Annotated in this window: 18 protein-coding genes; 12 read left to right on the plus strand and 6 right to left on the minus strand. The window is 71.0% G+C overall.

Annotated features, from left to right (window positions below; all coding sequences use genetic code 11):
- Positions 1-139 precede the first annotated feature (139 nt).
- Positions 140-1,174 carry a LacI family DNA-binding transcriptional regulator gene (locus ACIRB1_RS00120; RefSeq protein ID WP_403463912.1) on the minus strand — a complete coding sequence of 345 codons (1,035 nt, stop codon included), beginning with the start codon at positions 1,172-1,174 and terminating at the stop codon, positions 140-142.
- A 451-nt stretch (positions 1,175-1,625) separates the two neighbouring features.
- Here ACIRB1_RS00120 and ACIRB1_RS00125 point away from each other — a divergent pair, with 451 nt between their 5' ends.
- Entirely contained in the window at positions 1,626-2,480 is an 855-nt protein-coding gene (locus ACIRB1_RS00125) for a chitosanase (RefSeq protein ID WP_352178408.1), read from the plus strand.
- 315 nt (positions 2,481-2,795) lie between these two features.
- Positions 2,796-3,821 (plus strand): LacI family DNA-binding transcriptional regulator, encoded by a 1,026-nt coding sequence (locus ACIRB1_RS00130; protein WP_403463913.1) that lies wholly within the window; start codon positions 2,796-2,798, stop codon positions 3,819-3,821.
- Here ACIRB1_RS00130 and ACIRB1_RS00135 read toward each other — a convergent pair.
- A complete protein-coding gene (locus ACIRB1_RS00135) occupies positions 3,780-7,709 on the minus strand; it encodes a glycosyl hydrolase (RefSeq protein WP_403463914.1) in 3,930 nt (1,309 codons plus the stop codon). The genes ACIRB1_RS00130 and ACIRB1_RS00135 overlap by 42 nt on opposite strands.
- 219 nt (positions 7,710-7,928) lie before the next feature.
- Between ACIRB1_RS00135 and ACIRB1_RS00140 the strand changes: the two genes are divergently transcribed.
- Entirely contained in the window at positions 7,929-9,227 is a 1,299-nt protein-coding gene (locus ACIRB1_RS00140; RefSeq protein ID WP_403463915.1) for an MFS transporter, read from the plus strand.
- A 51-nt stretch (positions 9,228-9,278) separates the two neighbouring features.
- Entirely contained in the window at positions 9,279-10,760 is a 1,482-nt protein-coding gene (locus ACIRB1_RS00145) for an arabinose isomerase (RefSeq protein WP_403463916.1), read from the plus strand.
- A 134-nt stretch (positions 10,761-10,894) separates the two neighbouring features.
- On the opposite strand, the gene ACIRB1_RS00150 is transcribed toward ACIRB1_RS00145, so the two are convergent.
- Together ACIRB1_RS00150 and ACIRB1_RS00155 are read right to left on the minus strand one after the other, a co-directional pair.
- Positions 10,895-11,161 carry a DUF6959 family protein gene (locus ACIRB1_RS00150; protein WP_403463917.1) on the minus strand — a complete coding sequence of 89 codons (267 nt, stop codon included), beginning with the start codon at positions 11,159-11,161 and terminating at the stop codon, positions 10,895-10,897.
- Positions 11,162-11,315: 154 nt separating this feature from the next.
- Positions 11,316-11,978, minus strand: coding sequence for a DUF6629 family protein (locus tag ACIRB1_RS00155; protein WP_352178402.1), 663 nt, complete (start codon positions 11,976-11,978; stop codon positions 11,316-11,318).
- Positions 11,979-12,251: 273 nt separating this feature from the next.
- Here ACIRB1_RS00155 and ACIRB1_RS00160 point away from each other — a divergent pair, with 273 nt between their 5' ends.
- Positions 12,252-12,467, plus strand: a complete 216-nt coding sequence (locus tag ACIRB1_RS00160) for a DUF4177 domain-containing protein (protein WP_019056094.1) — start codon at positions 12,252-12,254, stop codon at positions 12,465-12,467.
- Between the two features lie 39 nt (positions 12,468-12,506).
- Here the strand turns inward: ACIRB1_RS00160 and ACIRB1_RS00165 are convergent, their stop codons facing one another.
- Positions 12,507-13,541: a LacI family DNA-binding transcriptional regulator gene (locus tag ACIRB1_RS00165; RefSeq protein ID WP_403463918.1), complete on the minus strand. Its 1,035-nt coding sequence runs from the start codon at positions 13,539-13,541 to the stop codon at positions 12,507-12,509.
- Positions 13,542-13,700: 159 nt separating this feature from the next.
- Here ACIRB1_RS00165 and ACIRB1_RS00170 point away from each other — a divergent pair, with 159 nt between their 5' ends.
- The 6 genes from ACIRB1_RS00170 to ACIRB1_RS00195 all read left to right on the plus strand — a co-directional run bounded on the left by ACIRB1_RS00170 (position 13,701) and on the right by ACIRB1_RS00195 (position 20,127).
- On the plus strand, positions 13,701-14,519 hold the full coding sequence (locus ACIRB1_RS00170; RefSeq protein WP_403463919.1) for an ATP-binding cassette domain-containing protein: 819 nt from the start codon (positions 13,701-13,703) through the stop codon (positions 14,517-14,519).
- A complete protein-coding gene (locus ACIRB1_RS00175; RefSeq protein ID WP_352178399.1) occupies positions 14,516-15,577 on the plus strand; it encodes an ABC transporter permease in 1,062 nt (353 codons plus the stop codon). Before ACIRB1_RS00170 ends, ACIRB1_RS00175 begins: the two co-directional genes overlap by 4 nt.
- A gap of 64 nt (positions 15,578-15,641) precedes the next feature.
- The gene (locus ACIRB1_RS00180; RefSeq protein WP_403463920.1) at positions 15,642-16,643 is read left to right on the plus strand and encodes an ABC transporter substrate-binding protein; all 1,002 of its coding nucleotides are present in this window, start codon (positions 15,642-15,644) and stop codon (positions 16,641-16,643) included.
- A gap of 125 nt (positions 16,644-16,768) precedes the next feature.
- Entirely contained in the window at positions 16,769-18,214 is a 1,446-nt protein-coding gene (gene argG, locus ACIRB1_RS00185) for an argininosuccinate synthase (RefSeq protein WP_403463921.1), read from the plus strand.
- 209 nt (positions 18,215-18,423) lie between these two features.
- Positions 18,424-19,485, plus strand: a complete 1,062-nt coding sequence (locus ACIRB1_RS00190; RefSeq protein ID WP_403464868.1) for a M20 family metallopeptidase — start codon at positions 18,424-18,426, stop codon at positions 19,483-19,485.
- Positions 19,486-19,593: 108 nt separating this feature from the next.
- Positions 19,594-20,127, plus strand: coding sequence for a TerD family protein (locus ACIRB1_RS00195; RefSeq protein ID WP_403463922.1), 534 nt, complete (start codon positions 19,594-19,596; stop codon positions 20,125-20,127).
- Here the strand turns inward: ACIRB1_RS00195 and ACIRB1_RS00200 are convergent.
- Positions 20,093-20,854: a hypothetical protein gene (locus tag ACIRB1_RS00200; RefSeq protein ID WP_352178396.1), complete on the minus strand. Its 762-nt coding sequence runs from the start codon at positions 20,852-20,854 to the stop codon at positions 20,093-20,095. The two genes, ACIRB1_RS00195 and ACIRB1_RS00200, sit on opposite strands and share 35 nt — an antisense overlap.
- A 154-nt stretch (positions 20,855-21,008) precedes the next feature.
- Between ACIRB1_RS00200 and ACIRB1_RS00205 the strand changes: the two genes are divergently transcribed.
- The gene (locus ACIRB1_RS00205; protein WP_403463924.1) at positions 21,009-22,145 is read left to right on the plus strand and encodes a PP2C family protein-serine/threonine phosphatase; all 1,137 of its coding nucleotides are present in this window, start codon (positions 21,009-21,011) and stop codon (positions 22,143-22,145) included.
- The last annotated feature ends 5 nt before the right edge of the window (positions 22,146-22,150 follow it).

The raw sequence follows: 22,150 nt of genomic DNA on the forward strand, positions 1-22,150 counted from the left end.
AGGGGCGGAACCGGGCGTATCCGGTGCCGCAAGCGCCCTTTGAGGGGCGCGGGACTGGATCGATGTGCGGCTCCGCCGCGTGGACGCGACCAGCCCGCACAAGGCCCGCGGGCAGAAACCCGCGAACCCGGCGGAACAACTACCGCGGCGCCGCCGAAGACGCCCGGACCACGAGTTCGACCGGCGGATCGATCATCGGCAACGGATCGGACCCGGGGTTCTCGATGGCATGCACCAGCAACTTCAGACCGTCCTGCGCCATGGCGTCGAACGGCTGCCGCACGGTCGTCAACGGCGGAGTCACATACGCGGCCACCGGTGTGTCATCGAACCCGACCACGCTGACGTCCTCCGGAACGCCCCGCCCCGCCTCCGTCAGCGCCCGGATCAACCCGATCGCCATGTCGTCGTTGGCGGCGAACACCGCGGTGACGGCCGGGTCCGCGAGGAGTTCCCGCCCGGCCGCGTAACCGGACGCGGCCGACCAGTCGCCCTCGACCACCGGAGGCTCCGCCCGCCCGTGGGCGGCCAGCGCGGCACGCCACCCGTCGAGCCGGTCCCGCGCCGAGTACCACCTCTGCGGCCCGGCCAGATGATGGACGGTGGTGTGTCCCAGATCCAGCAGATGCTCGGTGGCGGCCCGCGCCATCTGCCCGGAGACGATCCCGCCCGTCAGGACATGCGAGGCGGCGAACGGCGGCGGCGCGCCGAGCACGAGGACCGGCACATCGACCCGTGCCGGCAGCTCCGCGCCGCCCTCCTCGTCGATCGGCTCCGAGATGACGATGCCGTCCACGCCCTGGTCCAGGAGCGAGTCCACGGCACCGGCGATGCCCGCGGCCTCGCCCTCCATCGTGTTGACGACACGGAGCGCGTAACCGGTGTCCCGTACGGCCCGTTCGACGCCCATGAGCAGCGAGGCGGGACCGTACAGCGCGGTGCCGAGCGTCACGACGCCGATGGACCGGGTACGTCCGGAGGCGAGCGCGCGGGCGGCGTTGTTGGAGCGGTAGCCGAGTTCTCCGGCCGCCGCGAGGACACGACGGCGTACGTCCTCGGAGACGTACGGCTCGTCGTTCATGACCCGGGACACCGTCTTCTGCGACACGCCCGCGAGGCGTGCGACGTCCACGCTGCGCGGTGCGGCTCCGCCGCGTCCTGCCACTGGTGTCATGGTGTCTCCCGATCTCCGGCAGCCGCATCCTAGCCCGGCCCCCGCGTATGACTGCGCTGTCATGACTGCGCAGTCATATCTACGCAACAAGGCGGGACGCGTCAAGACTTCGCGCAGAATCCGCGGCATACGGGAGCACGGGGAGGGCGCGAGGCCCGTGCCACCCGAGCGCGAGGGGCAGCCGGCGGGTGCGCGGCGAGCGTCACGGCAAAGGTGCGGAGTTCGCCCAATACGCCGTCCACGGAACAGACTTCGCCGTCGCGAGACGGCCGGGGCGACAAGGGCGGGCAAAACGTCAAGCATCGCCCTCGTACAGCCACGCGACTCTCGTTCATAGCTACGAACTTGGCTCCCAGTGGGTGCCGTCCACGGCGAACCTCTGATAGTTAACCTTCCTATCAGTTCGGCGGTACGACCAACTCCCCACCCCCCACCACCCTTTGGAGTCCCCGTGGTCCACCCGTTCCACGACGCTGCGCCCTCCGAGCCGACGACCCCCTCGCGTCGGACGCTCCTCGCACTCATCGGCGTATCGCTCGCGGCGGCACCCCTGCTGCGCGCCCCGCAGGCCTCGGCCGCCCCCGAGGCCGCCGCGGCGATCGGCCTCGACGACCCGGCGAAGAAGGAGATCGCCATGAAGCTGGTGTCGAGCGCCGAGAACTCCTCCCTCAACTGGAAGGCCCAGTACAAGTACATCGAGGACATAGGCGACGGCCGCGGCTACACCGCCGGGATCATCGGCTTCTGCTCGGGCACCGGCGACATGCTCGACCTGGTCCAGCTCTACGCGACCCGCAAGCCCGGCAACGTCCTCGCCAAGTACCTGCCCGCGCTCCGCAACGTCAACGGCACCGACTCGCACTCCGGACTCGACCCGAACTTTCCCAAGGACTGGCGCACGGCGGCCCAGGACACGGTGTTCCAGCAGGCGCAGAACGACGAGCGGGACCGGGTGTACTTCAACCCGGCAGTCAGCCAGGGCAAGACCGACGGGCTGCGGGTGCTGGGCCAGTTCACGTACTACGACGCCATCGTCATGCACGGCGACGGCGACGACCCCACCAGCTTCCGCAACATCCGTGCCCGCGCGCTGCGTTCGGCCAAGCCGCCGGCCCAGGGCGGCAACGAGACGACGTATCTCAACGCCTTCCTCGACGCGCGTGTGTGGGCCATGAAGCAGGAGGAGGCCCACAGCGACACCACCCGGGTCGACACCGAGCAGCGTGTGTTCCTCCGCAACGGCAACTTCGACCTCAACACACCGCTGACCTGGAAGGTCTACGGCGACAGCTACACCATCAACTGACCTTCTCCGCCCGCTCGTTGAGCGGTAGCGCGAGCGGACGGAGCGGCGCCGGGGCCTGGGGGCAGGGTCCTGGCGCCGCTCCATGAGGTGGACCGGTCCCGCGCCTCAGCGGGCGATCGCCCTCCATCGGGTCATCAGCCCCGGCCCCCTCCGCCTCAACCTCATGCCGACCGTGTTGATCACAGGCCGGTGTGGCCGATCCGCGCCCCTCCCCGAGGGCACCCCGCGGAAAACGTTGCAACCACCACCGGGGTACACTGACGCCGCCCAGGAGAACCGCGTCGTGCCTGGTCGCACGGCTGTCACAGCGAGGGGGTGGACGCCGTTCAGGTTCGCCCCGCCCGTATCCAGGACGTCGCAGCCGCCGCAGGCGTCTCGGTGTCCACGGTCTCGAACGTCCTGAACCGGCCCGAGCGCGTCAACGCCCGCACCGCCGAGCGGGTACGCGACGCGGTCGCCGCACTCGACTACGTCCCCCACCCGGGAGCCGCGGGCCTGCGCACCGGCCACTCCTCCTCCATCGGCCTGGTCCTCCCCGACGTCGCCAACTCCTTCTACTCCCGCATCGCCCGCGGCGCCGCCGACGCGGCCTACGAGCACGGCTACGCCCTCGTCCTCTGCGACAGCGGCGACGCCCCCGAGCGGGAGCAGGGCTACTTCACCATGCTGATCGAGCAGCGGGCCGTGGGCGCGGTGGTCGTACCGCTCGGCGCCGACCCCACCCGCCTCACCCGGCTCCGCGAGCGCGGCATCCCGCTCGTCCTCGCCGACCGCGCGCTGTCGGCGCAGGAGGGCTGTTCCGTCTCCGTCGACGACATCGCCGGAGGCCGGGTCGCCGTGCAGCACCTGCTGGACTGCGGCGCGCGCGACATCCTCGTCGTGAACGGCGAGCGCGGCATCGTGCAGTGCGCCGAGCGCTACCAGGGCGCCCGCCAGGCCGTCCGCACCCGCCGCGAGGCCCGGGTCCGCCAAGTCGTCGCCGACGAGATGACCGTCGCCTACGGCCTGGAGATCGCCCGCACCCTCGACGAACTCCCCGACGCCGTCTTCTGCACCAACGACTTCCTCGCCGCCGGCCTCTGCCGTGGCCTCGGCGAGCGGGGTGTCCGCATACCCGAGGAGATACAGGTCGTCGGCTACGGCGACCTCGACATCGCCAGTTTCGTCGGCACGACCCTCACCACGGTCCGGCAACCCGTCGAGGAACTCGGCAGGGCCGCCGTCGGCATGCTCCTCGACGAGGTGGAGGCCCGAGCCGAACACGCCCATGAGACAAGGGTGTTCGCCCCCGACCTCGTCCTACGCGACTCCACCCGCCCCCTGCCGGTCCCGAACCCGTAGCGTCACCGGCCCCATCAGCCCGGACGACAGCTGGGCCGGGAACGCCCAGGCGGTGGGCGTCGCCTCGGCGAAATAGGGCGCCAGGGTGTTGTTGACCGTCACCTCGACCAGGACCAACCGCCCCGCCGTGCCCGGGAGTTCAAAACGGTACGGCGGACAGAACGCCTCCCCGACCCCGGCCCCGTCGACTTCCACGGACACGCTCCCGCGGACCCGCCCCAGATCCAGCACGGGGTCCGCTCCGGCCGGCACCTCCACTTCCCGCGCGTACGTCACACCGCCGCTCCAGCCGCCCAGACCGGCCAACTGCCAGTCACCGAGGGGAAGTTGTGCCGCCACCGTACGGACGCGCACCGGTCCGCGCCACGCGGAACCGCCCCGCAGTACGGCCGTGGGCACGGTCACGACGTCGACCTCCGTCGGCTCCGGAAGCGGTTCGTCCAGCGTCAGGACCGAACCGTCGAGCGCCACCTCCGCGCTGTCACCGACCCGTACCCTCGCCGCCAACTCCAGTGGCAGGTCCAGCGATACGGTCCCCGGCGGCACGGTGAAGCGGAAGCGCTGTGCGCGTTCGCGAACGGAGTCCGTGGCCCGCAGCGGCGGTACGGCAGTGCCCAGCACCGGTGCGCCGGTGAGCCACTCGGTGTCCGGCAGCGGGTGCGGTCGTACGGCCGCGTAGCAGTGCTGCAACTCCCCCCAACGGCCGACATGTTCGACGGTACGGCCTCGCCACTCCCCGGTCTCCGCCTCCCAACCCGCGCCACTCACCAGGTGGTTCACCGCGTCGGCCACGCAGTCGACGAACACCGCCTCGCGCGGGTCGACGGCGTCGGCCACCACCTCCAGCACGTGTTCGCCTTCCCCCAGGGCGAGTTCATGCCGGAAGAACATCGGCACCGCGCCCCAGTCGGACTCGTAGTACTCCACCTTCTCCTGCCGGGCGACGACCGCCCCGTCGAGCAGCACGGTGACGCCCACCGCGGCGCCCACGACAAGCACCGCCCGTCCGGCGGCGTTCAGCCGCCCTCGGTAAGTCACCCCGCCGGACGGTCGTACGTCCTCCGGCAGGCACATGAACTGCGGGCGCGGTCCGAACGCGTCAGGACGGCTCAGGCAGAAGAAGCTGCCCAACGGGGTGTCCGCCGCGCCGGAGATCAGCAGCGGCCTGTCCTGGGCGTCCCCCAGTTCGTATTCGAGGACGTTGCGGGTTCGGCCGATCTCGACGCGGGCGGTGGCGCGATAGCCGGTGCCGGTGTCCAGGCGTTCGCCGTTCCACCACACGCGCTTGGCAGCCGCGGAGCCGATGTGCAGGTCGGCGGGGCCTCGCTGGTCGGTCTCCACGATCGCGCGGACCCGGGCGACCGTTCCGGGCCCGGGCACCGGGACGCGTACGAACTCCTCTGTCACCAGGCCCTTGTTGCCGAGCAGACCGTCCGGGTCCGGGATGCCCCGGCTGGAGGAGTACAGCGAGACGCTCCAGTCGGCGGGGGTGAGGGGCAGGTCTCCGGCGAGGACCTGCTCGACGGCGGGTGCGTCGAGCGGATCTGGGGCCTGGGCGGACGGCACCGGAGGGAGGACCCGGACCCGGTTGCCGTACGTCGCCCGTGTCCGCTGCCAGTTGGCGTCGGAACCCTCGGTCTCGGTCCACCGCATGGTCCAGATCTGGGGTTCGCTGACGGACGAGCCCGCGGGCAGGGCCAGGTCGCCCCAGGTGTTGTCCAGGGTGGGGACCAGGCGGCCGTCCCATCCTGTCGAGAGGTCGATCGTCCGTTCCGGCGCGGGTGGTGGCGTGACCGTGCGGTGTGTCCGCGGGGTGCCCTCGCGCCATACGACGAGGACAGCGGGGGCCCCGTCGAGTGGTACCTCGATGGTCGAACGGCCGTCAGCCACAGCGACTTGGGCCGGGCCGCGGGTGCCGGTCGCCGGGTTCCAGATCTCGGCCTCGGTGACCGTGGCGTGGACGGTGACCGTCGAGTGGCGGGCGTAACGCGCCGGGTCCGCCTCGTGGTTGGCGTCTCCCGGCAGCGTGCGGGCGTCGGGGAAGGCGCCTGTCACCAGGGCGACCGCATCGACTCCCTCTCTCCTGACCAGCAAGGGGACCTCGCCGGTCGCGTGGCCTGCCGTGTCGGCGACCGCCGCCGCGCCCGCTTCGGCATCGCTCGCCCGCTCCAGGCGCGGGTGTTTCAGCAGGGCCGCGACCACGGAGTCGTCCCCGGTCATCCCCGCCGCCGTCGTGGGCGGACGGCCCACGACCACCACCCGGCCGCCCGCGTCGAGGAGTTGGGTCAGTCGACGGGCCGTCTCCTCCTCCAGGACGCTCGCCGACGGCAGCAGCACCGCGCGGTACGCCAGGTCCGTGACGCGCAGGGCTCCTTCGGCGGCCGTGGCGCGCTGTACGGAGGCGTCGTCGATGATGTCGAAGGCGATGCGGTGGCGGTCCAGTGAACCGACGTGCGGGTCGAGCCAGTTGTTCGTGCCGCAGAGGTCCAGGTAGTGGCGCTGCGTCTCGTCGGCGTCGGCGTGGTCGTCGCCGAGGCGGCCGTCGCCGAAGTGCTGGACGGGGGCGTCCAGCGGGATGAGGGACTGCATGGTGGCGGTGGGGTGCAGGACCGCGACGTCGGCGCTGAAGGTGCCCCAGGACATGATCGAGCAGATCCGGGCGACGGCACGGGAGAACGCCGGGTACTGCCGCCAGTAGGGCTGGCGCCAGTCGGTGGAGGGGGGCGCCCATTCGAACCAGCCGCCCGCCGTGCCGAAGTAACTGGCGTGCGGGTTGTACAGGTTGGCGCCGCTGCGCAGGAACGGCAGCAGCCAGTCGTAGGTGTCCGCCAGGGTGCCGCCCCAGCCGGAGGAGTGGAACGCCTCGATCCAGACCCGCTCGTGGCCGTAGAGGTGGGCCATGGAGGAGTGGACCTTGGAGTCGCCGTGGTGGTCGCTGCCCGCGGCGCCGTACCAGCGGTGGGTGCGGAAGTAGTCGGTGTAGATCTGCGTCGACTGGGCCGGGAAGCCCGCCCGGGCGGGGTGGCTCTGGTCGGCGCCGACGAGCATGCCGCGTTCGTGGTGCCAGGCGGCGAGCGGCTTGAAGAGTGCCTCTTCGGTGAGTTCGGCGCGGACCGCGTGGTAGTCGGCGCGGATCTTGGCCGCGCGGGCGGTCAACGGGCCGAACAGGGCCGGGAGATGGTCGAGGAGGTCGTAGCCGCGGCGGGCGCGGAACTCGCCGGGGAAGCGGTGGCTCCAGGAGTTGGTGCCGGGCAACTCGTCCTGGAAGCTGCCCGCGATGACGTTGCCGAGGTACTCGGGGACGCGCCGGTCGTACTCGTGGTGGACGGTGTCCAGCAGCAGGCCGACGGCGTGCGGGTCCAGGTAGTCGAAGGCGGTCGGGACGGCGACGACGGCCTGCACGTCCGTGCCCTCCGGGGCTGAGGGCAGGAGGCGGCCCTCCGTGTCGTAGACGGCCACGAGGGTCTCGGCGCCGTGCAGGGGGATCGTGCCGCCGGTGACGGTGGCTCTCCGGGAGCGCAGGGCGAGGCCGGTGGCCTCCGGGTGGTGGCGGGTGACGGCGCCCTGGACGTTGGCGCCGGAGAAGCCGATCTGGTCGTAGAACCACAGGCGGGTGCCGATGTCCCGGGCGATGCGGCAGGTGTCGGTGAAGCGGTCCCACCACTCCTCGCCGAACCACGGCGGGTCGTCGGTGCGGGCGCCGATGGCCGGGCCGGCCGGGGCCAGGTTGATGACGACGAGGTTGTGGACGCCGCCGTCCGCGAACCGGCGCAGCTGCCAGTCGAGTTGCTCGCGGGTGACCTTGGCGCCCGACCACCACCACAGCGGGGTGGGGCCGAAGTCCCGGGGCGGGGCGTCGAAGAGCTGGTGCAGCGCGGGCGAGATCACGGCGTTGGTCCTTCCGAGTAAGGCTCCGTCATCCTCACGGGTCAAAAAACGTTTTATGTCGGCTCGATCGTCTGCCACCTGCAATGTTGGCACCGGATCCGAAGGCCGGGAAGGAGGCGGACCCGTCTTCGCCCGGATACGTGCGAGAGGGCTTGTTGGAACGTTTTTTGAACCCTATATTCACTGCGACCCCGGCCCAGAGCCGCGAGGAGCCGCATCATGATCCGATTCCCGTCCCCACCGGAACACGCGGAACAGCCGCCCATTCCAAGGCACTTGTGGAAGGTCGCGGCCCTGTCGGGCATGGCGTCCTACCTCGACGCCGCACTCATCGTCAGCATCGCCGTCAACCTGGCCATCTACCGCGACCACTACGACATGGGTGTGTGGATGGCCGGCGCGATCAGCGCGATCGTCACCGGCTGCATCGCCGTCGGCTCCCTCGTCGGCGGCCGGCTCGCCGACATGTTCGGGCGCCGCCGCGTCTACAACCTGGACATCCTCTGCTACGCGGTGGGCGCCATCGTCATCACCCTCGCCCCGAACGACATCGTCCTCTTCGTCGGCGTCCTCGTCGCGGGCCTGGCCGCCGGAGCCGACCTGCCGACGTCCCTGGCCGTGGTCTCGGACGCGGCGCCCGCCGACGGCCGAGCGCGTCTCGTGTCGTTCACGCAGGTCATGTGGGTGCTGGGCATCGTCGTCGTCATCTTCCTCGGCTACGTCCTGTCGGACACCGGCATGACCGGGGCACGGTTCATCACCGGCCATCTGGTGGTCGCCGCGCTGGCCACCTTCCTGCTCCGCGCCCGGCTGGAGCTGGCCGACCCGTCCGAGGCGGCACAGCGGGAGGAGGCCGCCGCGCTCGCCGCCCCGCGCGGCATCGAGCTGAAGAACGTGTGGAACCGCACCGCACTGCTGCCGATGATCGCGACCTTCGTCTACTACGTGACCTGGGGCATCGGCGCCAACACCTTCGGCCAGTTCGGCACCTACCTCCTGGTCACGGTCAGCGGCGCCTCACAGAGCCTGGCCACCGGCATCAACCTGGCCTTCCTCCCCATCGCGCTGGTGCTGACCTTCGTCTTCGTCCGGGTCGCCGACACCCCCTGGCGCGACCGGCTGTTCTACGTCTTCACCGTCGTGCAGGTCGTGGCCTTCTGCATCGCCTCCCTCACGGCGGGCGCGCTCGTCGGGATGCTCGTCTTCTTCGTGCTGTACCAGATCTCCAACCCCTTTGCCGGAGAGGCCAGTTACAAGGTCTGGTCGCAGCTCACCCTGCCTCCGGACACGCGTGGCACCACGCAGGGCCTCACCTACGCCCTCTCGCGCGGGGTCTTCGCGGGCGTCGCGTTCGTCACGCCGGCGCTGATGGACTACAGCGCGTCGCTCCTGCTGTGGCTGATCACGCTCTGCATGACGGCATCCGGGGTCGCGGGCGTGTACGTCATCCATGTCCTCATCCGGCGCTCCCCCAACACCGCGGTGGCCCGGGCGAGTCTGGGCGTGGCCAGGACCTGAGTCCGGCACCGGCCCCCGGACAGCACACCGGACACCGTAAGGACATCGCGCATGACAACGACCGAGCCGACCACCGAGCCCACGACCGTGACCGACGAACGCGCCGCCGCTCTGCGCGAGTTGCTCCCACCGGCACCCCGCCGCCGTACCCGGATCGGACTCGTGGCGGGCGGCCTCGGCGCCTACTGGCCGCAATTCCCGGACCTTCTCCCGCAGTTGAAGGAGTCGTCCGCCTACGTCGCCGAACGCTTCCAGCGGATGGACGCGGAGGTGACGGACGTCGGCTTCATCTCCGACGCCGTCGAGGGGGCGGCAGCGGCGGAGCAACTGCGGCGCGCGGACTGCGACTTGATCGTGCTGTTCCTGACGACGTACCTGACCTCGTCGATGGTGCTGCCGATCGCCCAGCGCTCGCACACCCCGGTCCTGGTCATCGACCTCCAGCCCTCCGAGCGCATGGACCACGCCGCCTTCGACACGGGCGCCTGGCTCGCCTACTGCGGGCAGTGCCCGGTGCCCGAGGTCGGCAACGTGTTCCGGCGGGCGGGCATCCCCTTCCGCTCGGTGTCGGGCTGGCTGCGCCAGGAGTCGGCGTGGCGGCGCATCGAGCAGTGGATCCGGGCCGCCCATGTGCGGGCCTCGCTCCGGCACGCCCGGCACGGACTGATGGGGCATCTGTATCCCGGCATGCTCGATGTGTCGACCGATCTGACGCTCCTCCCGGCGACGTTCGGCTCGCACGTCGAGGTGCTGGAGTTCGACGATCTACGGCATCGCGTGGAGCGGGTCAGCGAGACCGAGACGCGGGAGCGCACGGCCCTCGCGCGGCGGGTCTTCGCCGTCGACGACAGCGTGGTGGACGAGGACTTCGCATGGGGGGCGACCGTGTCCGTGGCCCTGGACCGGCTCGTCGAGGACTTCGGCCTCGACACCCTCGCGTACTACCACCGGGGCCTCGACGGCGAACTGCACGAACGGCTCGGCGCGGGCATGATCCTGGGCGCCTCCCTGCTCACCGCCCGGGGCGTACCGGCCGCCGGTGAGTACGAACTCCGCACCAGCCTTGCGCAGTTGGCGACCCAGAGCATCGGCGCCGGGGGCTCCTTCACCGAGATCCAGGCCCTCGACTTCGAGGCCGGTGTGGTGGAGATGGGCCACGACGGTCCCGCCCACCTCGCGGTCAGCGCCCGCGATCCGCTGCTGCGCGGCCTCGGCGTCTACCACGGCAAGCGCGGCTGGGGCGTCAGCGTCGAGTTCGACGTCCGGCACGGGCCCGTCACCCTCCTCGGCCTCGGCCAGGACGCCGACGGCACCCTTTCCTTCGTCACCTCCGAGGGCACCGTCGTCCCCGGCCCCCACCTCGCCATCGGCAACACCACCAGCCGCGTCGACTTCGGCCGCGACCCCGGCGAGTGGGTCGACGCGTGGAGCGCGACGGGCGTGGGCCACCACTGGTCCCTCGCCCTGGGGCATCACACGGCGGACTTCCGCGCCGCGGCGAGCCTGCTGGGGATCGAGCACCGGGAGGCGTGAGGGCGGCGGCCCTCCTTGGCACGGGTCCCCGCCGAGCACGGGTCCGCACGGGTCCCCACCGAGCACGGGCCCCCACCGAGCGCGGGCGCTCACCCCGACCACGGGCTCGGCACCCGCCCGGAGGGCACGCCAGTTCAGTACGGCAACGGAATCCGGTGCTTCTCCAACGCCACCGAGTACCGGCTCAGCAGCGCGTCGAACCCCGCCAGCAGAAGCCCCGCCGCCTCCCCCGCCTCGGTCAGATCGCCTCGCTCACAGGCCTCCACCACCTCGGCCACATCGCCGCGGAGGATGTGAAGCGAGTCGCCCTGGATGAGCACGCCGGGCAGCCGGCGGCCGGGCAGACGGACCACGGCGTCGTTCCCGCCGTCAGTGAACAGCTCTGCGTCTATACGCTCCATGAAGCCATCCAACCCGACACCACCGTCCGACATCAACGACGTTGTACGCGAAGGACTTTGGGCACGGCCCGGCGACACCCACAACCGGCCACCGCCGAATCCCGTTCGACTCCCGCCCCCTGGGAGACCCTCGCCGTCGCCACGGGCAGCGACCTCACCCTGTGGACCCGCCGCGCCCCGCGCCGACGTAGGGCCGCGCTCCCGGCTTCCTGTCCCGGTCGCGTACCCAGAAGAACAGGACCACCGAGGACAGTGCCGCGACCGCGCACCAGGTGGAGACGAATTCCAGCTCCCACAAGGTCCAGCAGATCAGCGCGCCGGCCGTGACCAGCACCCCCAGCACCACGAGCCCGTGCTCACCGGACAGGAGGAGCGAGCCGATCGTCGCCACCAGGTAGCCGGCGATGACCAGTTGGGGGTGAGGAAGGTGGACGACGTAGCCGAGGGTGTGGCCACGGATCTCGGCCGTCACGGAGTGGGCGGCGAGCGCGTGGCCGAGTGCCGCCGCCGTCACCGCGCCGATCACGACGAAGACGCTCAGCCGCTTCCGGGCCCGCCGTGACGCGGCGCACCACGCGCCCACCGGGACCCAGACCGCCAGCAACGGCATGGCGATGACAGCCCAGGCGAGGGTGGCCGGCCCCGAGCCCCCGTCGGCGGCCCACACCGCCGACTCCACGATCTGATGGGCACCCAGCAGCAACGGCAGTGCGGCGAGCGGCAGATCGGTCCGCCGCCGTGCCCGCGCCACACACGCCACTCCTACGGCGGCCACCGCCGCACCCGCCACGAGGTCGGCCTTCGCACTCCAGCACATGGCACCTCCACGGGTTCCGTCCGCGTCCACGGATCACCGGCCACGCTATGTCTCCGCCCCGCCGCACCCCCGGTGACACGACGGCCGCGTGTGCCGTGACTGCGTACCCGCGCGTCCTCCCACGCTGCCCGGCCCGGACAACATCCCTCCCTGCGCGCGGAGTTGACGGCTCTGCCGCGAAACCACCCCCGGCCTGCGCGGGAAGGTTCCCCCATGATTGGCTGACCCCGCCCGCCGCACACCGTGCGCACGCAGCAGAAGGACACCGCAGCCATGAGCAATGCCTACACGTTCGAGTACAAGGTCGTCAGCTTCCGGGAGTCGTTGATCGGCGACGCGCTGGACAGCGACAAGCTGGAGAAGGTCCTCAACAAGCACGCCGAGGACGGCTGGGGCCTCAAGGCCATCACCGCCGCCGACGTCAAGGGCCGCATAGGCCCCGGCGCGGTCGAGGGCCTGCTCCTCACCTTCGAGCGGCCTCGCGCGTAACACCCCTGCCGTACGCGGGACGGGGGCGGCCCGGATGCGTCAGCGCCGAGGAGTCCTGATCGGCGTACCGGGGCCCGGGATCTCCCCCGACCCGCGCGCGATCAGCGCGGTCGGCATGACGACCCTGCGCGGCGGTGACGTGTCCCCGTGGATGCGGGCGAACAGCAGCTGCGCGGCGCTCGTCGCGAGGGCGACCGGGTCCTGCGCGATGACCGTGACCGGTGGTGTCAGCTGCGCGGCGAGCGCGAAGTCGTCGAAGGCGACGAACGCGACGCCGGCGGGCAGCACGGCCCGCACGCCGAACGCGAGAGCCTCGTTGCCCGCGAGGACCGCCGTGGGCGGCTCCGGCGTGGAGAGGATCGCGGTGACGGCCCGGGCGGCGTCCGCGCCGGACCGTAACCCGTGCCGGACGAGCGCCGGATCGGCGGCGATACCCGCGGCGTCCAGGGCGGCCAGATAGCCGCGGTGGCGCTCGGCGAAGGTCCAGATCTCCGGCTTGTCGCCGAGGTAGCAGATGCGGCGGTGGCCGTGCGCGATCAGATGGCGTACGGCCTGCTGGACCGCGCCGAAGTTGTCCACCACCACGGTGTCCACGTCGAGGCCCGGCGCCACCCGGTCCACGCACACGATCTTCGTGCCCCGCGCCTGCGCCGAGCGCAGCACACGGTGGTCGCCCGCGACCGGAGTGAGAATCAGCCCGTCGACCCTGCGGGCGGTGAAGGCCGCGATGACCTCGCGTTCCCGGCGGAGATCGGCACGGCTGGAGCCGATGAGGACCATGTTGCCGCGCCGGTGGGCGACGTCCTCGGTGGCCGAGGCGACGGCGGCCATGAAGGGGTCGGCAACGTTGTCCACCATCAGTCCGATGGTCTGGCTCAACCGGTCCGTGCGGCGCAACTGCCGTGCCACGTCGTCGCGTTGATAGCCCAGTTTGCGGACGGCGGCCGTCACCCGGGCGGCGGTGAGGGGTGCCACGCCCGCCTCGCCGTTGACCACGCGGGACACCGTCATGACGCTGACGCCCGCTTCCGCGGCCACGTCCTTCATCCTGGGACGGCTGGGGCGACTGGTCACGCCGTGTCCTCCCGAGGTCATCCAGCGCGACCGGACCGGAGTCCGTCCGGCGGGCCGACGGTGTCCGCCCAAATCCCCGTTCGTTCACGACCCTTGACGCCCACCCACGGGCCTCCCAGAATCGACGAGCTGTTAACGATACCAACCAGAAGGCACAACATGGCCTCTGCAAGAGAACCCCTTCTCGCGGCACACGGTGTGGTCAAGCGTTTCGGCCATGTCCAGGCGCTCTCGGGCGCCGACTTCACGGCGTACGCCGGCGAGGTCGTCGCACTGATCGGTGACAACGGCGCCGGCAAGTCGACGTTGGTGAACGTACTTTCCGGCGTACTCACCCCGGACGAGGGCGAGGTGCGCCTGGACGGGACGCCGGTCCGCTTCACGGGGCCGATGGACGCGCAACGGCACGGAGTCGAGACCGTCTACCAGGATCTCTCCCTGGCGCCGGATCTTGACGCGGCGTCAAATCTCTATCTCGGCAGGGAACTTGTGCGCGGAGGCCTGCTCGGCCGGCTGGGCGTGCTCGACCGGCCCACCATGCGCCGGGAGGCGATCGCGGCGTTCGGTGAACTCGGTGTGGAGCTGAAAGATGTGACGGCTCCTGTGACAACGTTGTCAGGAGGGCAACGTCAGTCCGTGGCCGTGGCGCGCGCGGTCGCGTTCGCCAACAAGGTCATCTTCATGGACGAACCGACCGCGGCCCTGGGCGTCGTCCAGCGCGCCCGGGTCCTGGAGACCGTCCGCAGGGTCGCCGACCGGGGCATCTGCGTCGTCCTCATCAGCCACAACATGCCCGAGGTGCTGTCGGTCGCGGACCGGGTCGAAGTACTGCGGCTGGGCCGCCGGGTCGCGTCGTTCACCGCGGCCGACGCCACGATCGAGAAACTCGTCGGTGCCATGACCGGATCGCTGGACGAGCCCGCGCGGAACGGGAACCACGACCCGGTCGGCGCGACGGAAGCGGAGGACGGGCGATGAGCGCCAACAGCCAGGACATCAAGCCGGCCGCCCCGGCGCAGGAAGCGCCCCCGGCCGCGGACGGACGTCTCGCGATACCGCCGTGGCTCCGACGGGCCGCCGGTATCAGCGAGTTGTGGACCTTCGTGATCCTCGTCGCGCTGGTCGCGTTCTTCACGATCGCGGCGCCCGGCAAGTTCTTCACCACATACGACATCACGCAGATCGCCGTGAACGCGGCCATCTATCTGGTGCTCGGCGTCGGCATGACGTTCGTGATCATCACCGCGGGCATCGACTTGTCGATCGGCTCGGTGCTGGTGCTGGCGGCGGTGGCCGCCGGTGAGTACAACATCCACCACGGCGGGCCCACCGCAGGCTGGTTCACGGTCGCGGTCTGTGTGGTCATCGCCCTTGCCGTGGGGGCGGGTTGGGGCGCGTTGCAGGGCGCGGTGGTGGCGACCGGCAAGGTGCCGCCGCTGATCGTGACCCTCGGCGGTCTGGGCGCGGCACTCGGCATCGCCGAACTCGCCACCGGCGGCCAGGACCCGTCCGGGGCATCCGCCGCGCATCTCCAGAACAGCCTGGGATTCGGCAAGCTGCTCGGCATCCCCTGGATGGTGATCCTCGCCGCGGTGGTCACCGCCCTGTTCGGCGCGGTGCTCGGCGCCACGCGGTTCGGCAGCCACACCCTGGCGATCGGCTCCAACCCGACCGCCGTCCGCCGAGCCGGCATCCCGGTGGGCCGCCATCTGATCAAGGTCTACGGCCTGATGGGCCTCCTCGCCGGTCTCGGCGCGGTGATGTGGCTGGCGTCGTACGGCACGACGTCGATCGCCGGGCACTCCACCGACAACCTGAAGGTGATCACCGCGGTGGTCCTGGGCGGCACCAGCCTGTTCGGCGGGCGGGGTTCGGTCCTCGGCACGGTGATCGGTGTGTTCATCCCCGCGGTGCTGACCACCGGGCTGATCGTCATCGGCGTTCAGCAGTACTGGCAGGACGTCGCCGTGGGTGTCGTCCTGGTCGCCGCCGTCTACATCGACCAGATGCGCAGGAAGACCCGAGAGCGTGCGTGACCGCCGCCCCGCTCCCCTCCCCGACCTTCGCCCCGACCCTCGTACCACCCAGGAGGACACCCGTATGTCGAACATCCGCATCACGCGCAAAGTACTGGTCGCCGCGGGCACCGTGCTGGTCCTGACCGGCGCCGCCGCTTGCAGTTCATCGAGCGACAGCGGCAGTTCGGGCTCGAAGGGAGGGGCCTCCGGCAAGAAGGTCCGGCTGATCACCGGCGTGAAGAGCGACCCCTTCTACATCACCATGACCTGTGCGGCGCAGACCGAGGCCAAGGCGAAGGGCATGGACTTCTCGGCGGACGGTTCCGCGCAGTGGGACGTCTCCGTGCAGCGGCCGCTGCTCGACTCGGTGGCGGCGTCGCGGCCGGACGGGCTGCTGATCTCGCCGGTCGACACCAGCGCGCTCACCCCGTCGCTGAAGCAGATCCAGTCGGCGGGCACCAAGGTCGCGCTGGTGGACACCACGGTCAGCGACGACTCGATCGGCATCACGCGGATCTCCTCCGACAACGAGAAGGGTGGCCGGGTCGCGGCCGACGCGCTCGCCAAGCTGATGCACGAGAAGGGCTCGGCCATCGTCATCAGCGTCAAGCCCGGTGTCTCCACCACGGACGCCCGTATCAAGGGCTTCACCGAGGAGATGAAGAAGTACCCGAACATCAAGATGCTGCCCACGCTCTACGACAACGACCTGCCGGCCACCGCGGCCTCGCAGATCCAGTCGACGCTGGCGGCCCACCCGGACCTCGGCGGTGTGTTCGCGGGCAACACCAACACCGGCCAGGGCATAGCCACCGGCCTCAAGCAGGCGGGCAAGGAGGGCAAGGTGCAGGTCGCCGCGTTCGACGCCGAGCCGGACGAGATCGCCTCGCTCAAGGCGGGCACCCTCCAGGTCCTGGTCGCGCAGGACCCGGCGGCGATCGGCAAGGAGGCCGTCGACCAGCTCGCCGACGCCTTCGAGGGGAAGTCGGCCCAGAAGTCGATCGGCACCAACATGGTCGCCATCACCAAGGCGAACATGAACGAGCCCGCCGTCAGCAAGTACTTCTACAAGTCGGGGTGTTGAGCACACTCCTCTGCCGCCGCTGCCGGGTGCCCCCCTGTATCACGGGCGCCCGGCAGCGGCGTGTCACGCAGAGGGATCGGACAGGGGACTTTGCATGACCATGCGCGAGGGTGCATAATCTTCCTATGTCTAAGGTCCTCACCTCCCTCCCCACCGGCGAGCGCGTCGGCATCGCCTTCTCGGGCGGACTCGACACCTCCGTCGCGGTCGCCTGGATGCGCGACAAGGGTGCCGTCCCCTGCACCTACACCGCCGACATCGGCCAGTACGACGAGCCCGACATCGCCTCGGTGCCCGGCCGCGCGCAGGCCTACGGCGCCGAGATCGCGCGTCTGGTCGACTGCCGTGCGGCGCTGGTCGAGGAGGGCCTGGCCGCGCTGACCTGCGGGGCGTTCCACATCCGCTCCGGCGGGCGCGCCTATTTCAACACCACCCCGCTGGGCCGTGCCGTCACCGGCACGCTGCTGGTCCGGGCGATGCTCGAGGACGACGTCCAGATCTGGGGCGACGGCTCGACCTTCAAGGGCAACGACATCGAGCGGTTCTACCGCTACGGCCTGCTCGCCAACCCGCATCTGCGGATCTACAAGCCCTGGCTGGACGCGGACTTCGTGACCGAGCTGGGCGGCCGCAAGGAGATGTCGGAGTGGCTGCTCGCCCATGAGCTGCCCTACCGCGACAGCACGGAGAAGGCGTACTCCACCGACGCCAACATCTGGGGCGCCACCCACGAGGCCAAGACCCTGGAGCACCTGGACACGGGCGTCGAGACCGTCGAGCCGATCATGGGCGTCCGCTTCTGGGACCCGTCGGTCGAGATCGCCACCGAGGACGTGACGATCGGCTTCGACCAGGGCCGCCCGGTGACGATCAACGGCAAGGAGTTCTCCTCCCCCGTCGACCTGGTGATGGAGGCCAACGCCATCGGCGGCCGCCACGGCATGGGCATGTCCGACCAGATCGAGAACCGGATCATCGAGGCCAAGAGCCGCGGCATCTACGAGGCCCCCGGCATGGCCCTGCTGCACGCGGCCTACGAGCGTCTCGTGAACGCGATCCACAACGAGGACACCCTCGCCCATTACCACAACGAGGGCCGTCGCCTCGGCCGGCTGATGTACGAGGGCCGCTGGCTGGACCCGCAGGCCCTGATGGTCCGGGAGTCCCTTCAGCGCTGGGTCGGCTCGGCGATCACCGGTGAGGTCACCCTGCGGCTGCGGCGCGGCGAGGACTACTCGCTGCTCGACACCACGGGACCGGCGTTCAGCTACCACCCGGACAAGCTGTCCATGGAGCGCACCGAGGACTCGGCCTTCGGCCCGGTCGACCGCATCGGCCAGCTCACCATGCGCAACCTCGACATCGCCGACTCCCGCGCCAAGCTGGAGCAGTACGCGGGCCTCGGTCTGATCGGCACCGGCAACACCGCGATCGGCGCCGCCCAGGCCGCCGCGACCGGTCTCATCGGCAGCATGCCCGAGGGCGGCGCCGAGGCCATCGCCTCCCGCGGCGAGGTCTCCGAGGACGACGCGCTGCTCGACCGCGCGGCGATGGAGTCCGGCACCGACTGATCAACTCCGCTTGTCAGCACCGCCGTTGGGCCGGTTCGACGCGTTCGCCGTCGAGCCGGTCCTTCGTCGTCCGGGCGGGGTACCGGAGACCGCGGGCACCGGACAGGGCCGACGCCGCCCGGTCGCGCCCTCCCCCACACTCCCTCGCACTCCCCGCGTAGCCTTCCTCCGTGACCACGCACCACACCACCGCCGTGAGCGTCGAAGCGATGCTCGAAGACCTCCGGACCCTCGTCGAGGTCGAGTCCCCCTCCCGTGACTTGGACGCCCTGCGGACCTCGGCGGAGACCGTCGCCGGTGTGATCGAGGCGCGGCTCGGCGGGCGGGCGGCGCTCGTCGAGAGCGAGGGCGGTCCGCACGTCCACTGGTCCGGCGGTGGCGCACCCCGCGTGCTGGTCCTCGGGCACCACGACACCGTGTTCCCGCTCGGCACCCTCGCGCGCCGCCCCTTCCTGGTCGAGGACGGCCGGGCGACCGGACCCGGGGTCTTCGACATGCTCGGCGGTCTGGTGCAGGCGATCCACGGGCTGGCCGCGCTGGAGGACCGGTCCGGCGTCGAGATCCTGGTGACCGCGGACGAGGAGGTCGGCTCCCACTTCTCCCGGGCGCTCATCGAGGAACGCGCCCTGGCCTGCGGTGCCGTGCTCGTGGCTGAGGGCGCGGCCGACGGCGGGGCCGTGAAGACCAGCCGCAAGGGATGCGGCACCTTCGAGGTGTCCGTCGCGGGGCGGGCCTCGCACGCGGGGCTGGAGCCCGCCGCAGGGGTCAACGCGCTGATCGAGGCGGCGCACCAGGTGCTGGACATCGCGGCGCTCGCGCGGCCCGAGATCGGTACCACGGTCACGCCGACGGTCGCGTCCGCCGGGACCCTCGACAATGTCGTCCCCGCGCAGGCGACCGTCGTCGTGGACGTCCGGGTCGAGTCGGCCGCCGAGAAGGAGCGCGTCGAGTCGGCGTTCGCCGCCCTCGCGCCGCATCTCGACGAGGCCGTGATCACCGTGGAGGGACGGGTGGGTCGGCCGCCGATGCCCGAGTCGGCCGCGGCTCAACTCTTCGCGATGGCACGGCGGTTGCTGCCCGGGCTGGAAGCCCGGGCGGTCGGCGGTGGGAGCGACGGGAACTTCACGGCCGCGCTGGGGGTGCCGACGCTCGACGGGCTCGGCGCGGTCGGGGGCGGGGCGCACGCGGACCACGAGTATCTGCTCGTCGCAACGATGGTCGAGCGGGCGCGTCTCGTCGCCGGGCTGGTGGACGCGATCCGTAGCACCTGACCCCGGGTTTGTCGGTCCCGTCCGGGCGGCATCAACAGGCCGTCGAAGAGCGATACTTGACCATGCGGGGTATTGTCCCGTGATGGCCTGATACGGGAGCGTCGATCAGTGAGCAGTGTCAGCACAGTTGCGGGCAAGGTCGAGGTTCGGCTCCGCTGGGACCCGAGTCCCTGGGGGCAGCAGCCGCGCCATCTGGACATCGTCGCGGCGACCTACTCCGCCGACGCCCCGCACGGACGGCCGGTGTACGTCGTCAACTCCGCGAGCCGCTCGCCGGACGGCACGATCAACATGAGCCGGCACAGCGAGAGCGGCCAGGGGTACGGGTACATAGAGGTGATGGTCCTCGAACTCGACCGTCTCGCCGGGTCGTTCGCCCGGGTGGTCGTCGGGGTGGCGATCCACCAGAACGGCGGGGCCAGGACGTTCGGTGAGCTGTCGCACGCCAGGACGCTGGTCGTGGAGGGGTACAAGGAGCTGCTGTCCGACGACTTCACGGGAGTGGCCGGATCCACCGCCGCGACGGTCGCGGAGTTCACCAAGGACGCCTCCGGCGCCTGGGAGTTCCGTCCGATGGTGCGGGGGTTCGACAGCGAACCGGCCGGATTCAGCGCGGAGATGGGCAGCGCGTCTCGGCCCTGACCGGCTGGTCGGCGATGTACTGCGGCAGCAGCGTCGTGACGGTCGGCCGCCGGTGCCGCAGCTCGTGGACCAGGCCCAGGACGACGGCGGCGGCCACCGCGACCAGGTGTTCCCGCCCGGCCAGATTGGGCTTCACGATCGACTCCCACACCATCGATCCCCCGGTGAGGAAGAACACGACGGGCGCACGCCGGACGACCGCGAGATACGTGAACAGTCCTACGACGGCCGCCGACGGCCCGGTGTCGAGGATGTGCCCGATCTCCGGCCGCAGCCCGATCCCGCCGCAGCCCGGCCCGATCAGGAGCATCACGCGCACCGTGAGGGTGCCGGCCAGGGTGGTCACGTAGGCGACGACGAGGGTGCGGGCCCGGCCGAGGGCCAGCTCGGCCAGCGCGAAGGCGAGGAACAGCTGGGTGATGCCGGCCCAGACGGGCAGGTCGAGGGCGGGGACGTACAGGGAGACGGGGGTGCGCACCAGGGCGAGCCACAGCGGCAGGTCGCCCTGGACGCCGCCGATGTCCCGGACGATCTCGGCGCCGGTCGGGTTCTGCGAGACCGCGTGGAAGAAGATCACACCGAAGGCGGCGACGAACGCGAGGGACACCCCCATCAGTCCGCGCCGCAGCAGCTGTCGTACCGGATCGACGACAATGCCCTGCCATTCACCCCGCAGTGTGCGCCAGATGAACAACACTCCCCAACTCCCCCACCATCGGTCGAACATACGGATCGGAATGTAACCCCCCTGTGCGGGGACTGTGTGTCCCGGGTACGCCGGAGCTGTTGTCGCAGCTCGCGGACGGTACGCCTGGGGCTGATATTGAAGAGTGGGAAGCTTTCCCGACGGTTGTTCGACGACTGAAGGAAGCGGAGGGCCGGTGCGCACCTCGAGAGATCCGGCCGGTTCCACCGTGGTAGACGCAGGGCAGCGCTCCACACCTCCGCTCAGCTGGGCCGTCGTGGTGTTCTGGCTCGTCGTGGTCACGCTGGCCGTGGCGGTGACCGGTGTCGTGCTCGGCCGGGACACCCGGCCCGCCCCCTTTCTCGTGGTGCTGCCCGCCCTGCTCGCCGGGCGCGGCACCGTGCGGCAGACCGTCGTCGCCTCCGCGTGGGTGACGCTCGTCATCGTGGGCTCCCTCGTCGACACTCCGCTGGGCACGGCGGGCGCCGACGCGGCGGTCATCGCCTTCACCCTGGTGTTCAACGGCCTCAGCGTGGCGCGGGCGGCGCAGCGGATCCGCTGGGAGGGTGAGATCGCCCGGCTGCGCTCGGCCGCTGCCGCCCTTCAGCGCCAGATCCTGCGCCCGTTCCCCCTGATGACCGACCAGCTCCTGGTCCACGGCCTCTATCAGCCCGTGGAGGAGGACAGCCGGGTGGGCGGTGACGTCTACGAGGTGGTCTCCTCGCCGTACGGCAGCCGGGTCTTCATCGCCGATGTCCAGGGCAAGGGCCTCCAGGCGATCAGCGCCGCGTTCGCCGTGCTCAGCGCCTTCCGCGAGGCGGCCGTCGCCGAGCCGACCCTCACCGCCGTGGTCGACGCGCTGGAGGAGGCGGTGCTACGGCACAATTCGTTCGCGGAGCAGACCGGTGAGCGGGAGCGGTTCGTGACGGCGATCGTGCTCGGCGTCGACGGCGGGGACGAGGTCCAGGCGATCAACTGCGGTCACGTGGCACCGCTGCTGCTGCATGAGGAGCGGGCCGAGCCGGTGCTCCGGCAGGAACCGTGCGTCCCGCTGGGCCTCGACGCGCTGGCCCCCGAGCCGCGTACCGTCGAATGGTTCGTCTTCCCGCCGGACGGCACACTGCTGCTCTGCACCGACGGGGTCACCGAGGCGCGCGATCCGTCCGGCGCGTTCTATCCGCTGGAGGAGCGCGCGGCGGCCTGGGGCGACGTCCTCCCGAAGGACGTACCGCCCACTGTCTACGGCGATCTGCGCCGCCACACGGCCGGCACGCCCCGCGACGACACCGCGCTGCTGGTGCTGCGCAGACGGGGCGACGGGGGCCTTCTCTGACCGGG

The organism is Streptomyces sp. NPDC096013, from assembly GCF_044763565.1.
Taxonomy (GTDB): domain Bacteria; phylum Actinomycetota; class Actinomycetes; order Streptomycetales; family Streptomycetaceae; genus Streptomyces.

Coding starts and splice junctions, on each gene's coding strand:
- ACIRB1_RS00170 (WP_403463919.1), top strand. CDS start 13,701: ATGGCCTCTGCAAGAGAACCCCTTCTCGCGGCACACGGTGTGGTCAAG.
- ACIRB1_RS00140 (WP_403463915.1), top strand. CDS start 7,929: ATGATCCGATTCCCGTCCCCACCGGAACACGCGGAACAGCCGCCCATT.
- ACIRB1_RS00120 (WP_403463912.1), bottom strand. CDS start 1,174: ATGACACCAGTGGCAGGACGCGGCGGAGCCGCACCGCGCAGCGTGGAC.
- ACIRB1_RS00190 (WP_403464868.1), top strand. CDS start 18,424: ATGCTCGAAGACCTCCGGACCCTCGTCGAGGTCGAGTCCCCCTCCCGT.
- ACIRB1_RS00150 (WP_403463917.1), bottom strand. CDS start 11,161: ATGGAGCGTATAGACGCAGAGCTGTTCACTGACGGCGGGAACGACGCC.
- ACIRB1_RS00180 (WP_403463920.1), top strand. CDS start 15,642: ATGTCGAACATCCGCATCACGCGCAAAGTACTGGTCGCCGCGGGCACC.
- argG (WP_403463921.1), top strand. CDS start 16,769: ATGTCTAAGGTCCTCACCTCCCTCCCCACCGGCGAGCGCGTCGGCATC.
- ACIRB1_RS00175 (WP_352178399.1), top strand. CDS start 14,516: ATGAGCGCCAACAGCCAGGACATCAAGCCGGCCGCCCCGGCGCAGGAA.
- ACIRB1_RS00155 (WP_352178402.1), bottom strand. CDS start 11,978: ATGTGCTGGAGTGCGAAGGCCGACCTCGTGGCGGGTGCGGCGGTGGCC.
- ACIRB1_RS00145 (WP_403463916.1), top strand. CDS start 9,279: ATGACAACGACCGAGCCGACCACCGAGCCCACGACCGTGACCGACGAA.
- ACIRB1_RS00160 (WP_019056094.1), top strand. CDS start 12,252: ATGAGCAATGCCTACACGTTCGAGTACAAGGTCGTCAGCTTCCGGGAG.
- ACIRB1_RS00200 (WP_352178396.1), bottom strand. CDS start 20,854: ATGTTCGACCGATGGTGGGGGAGTTGGGGAGTGTTGTTCATCTGGCGC.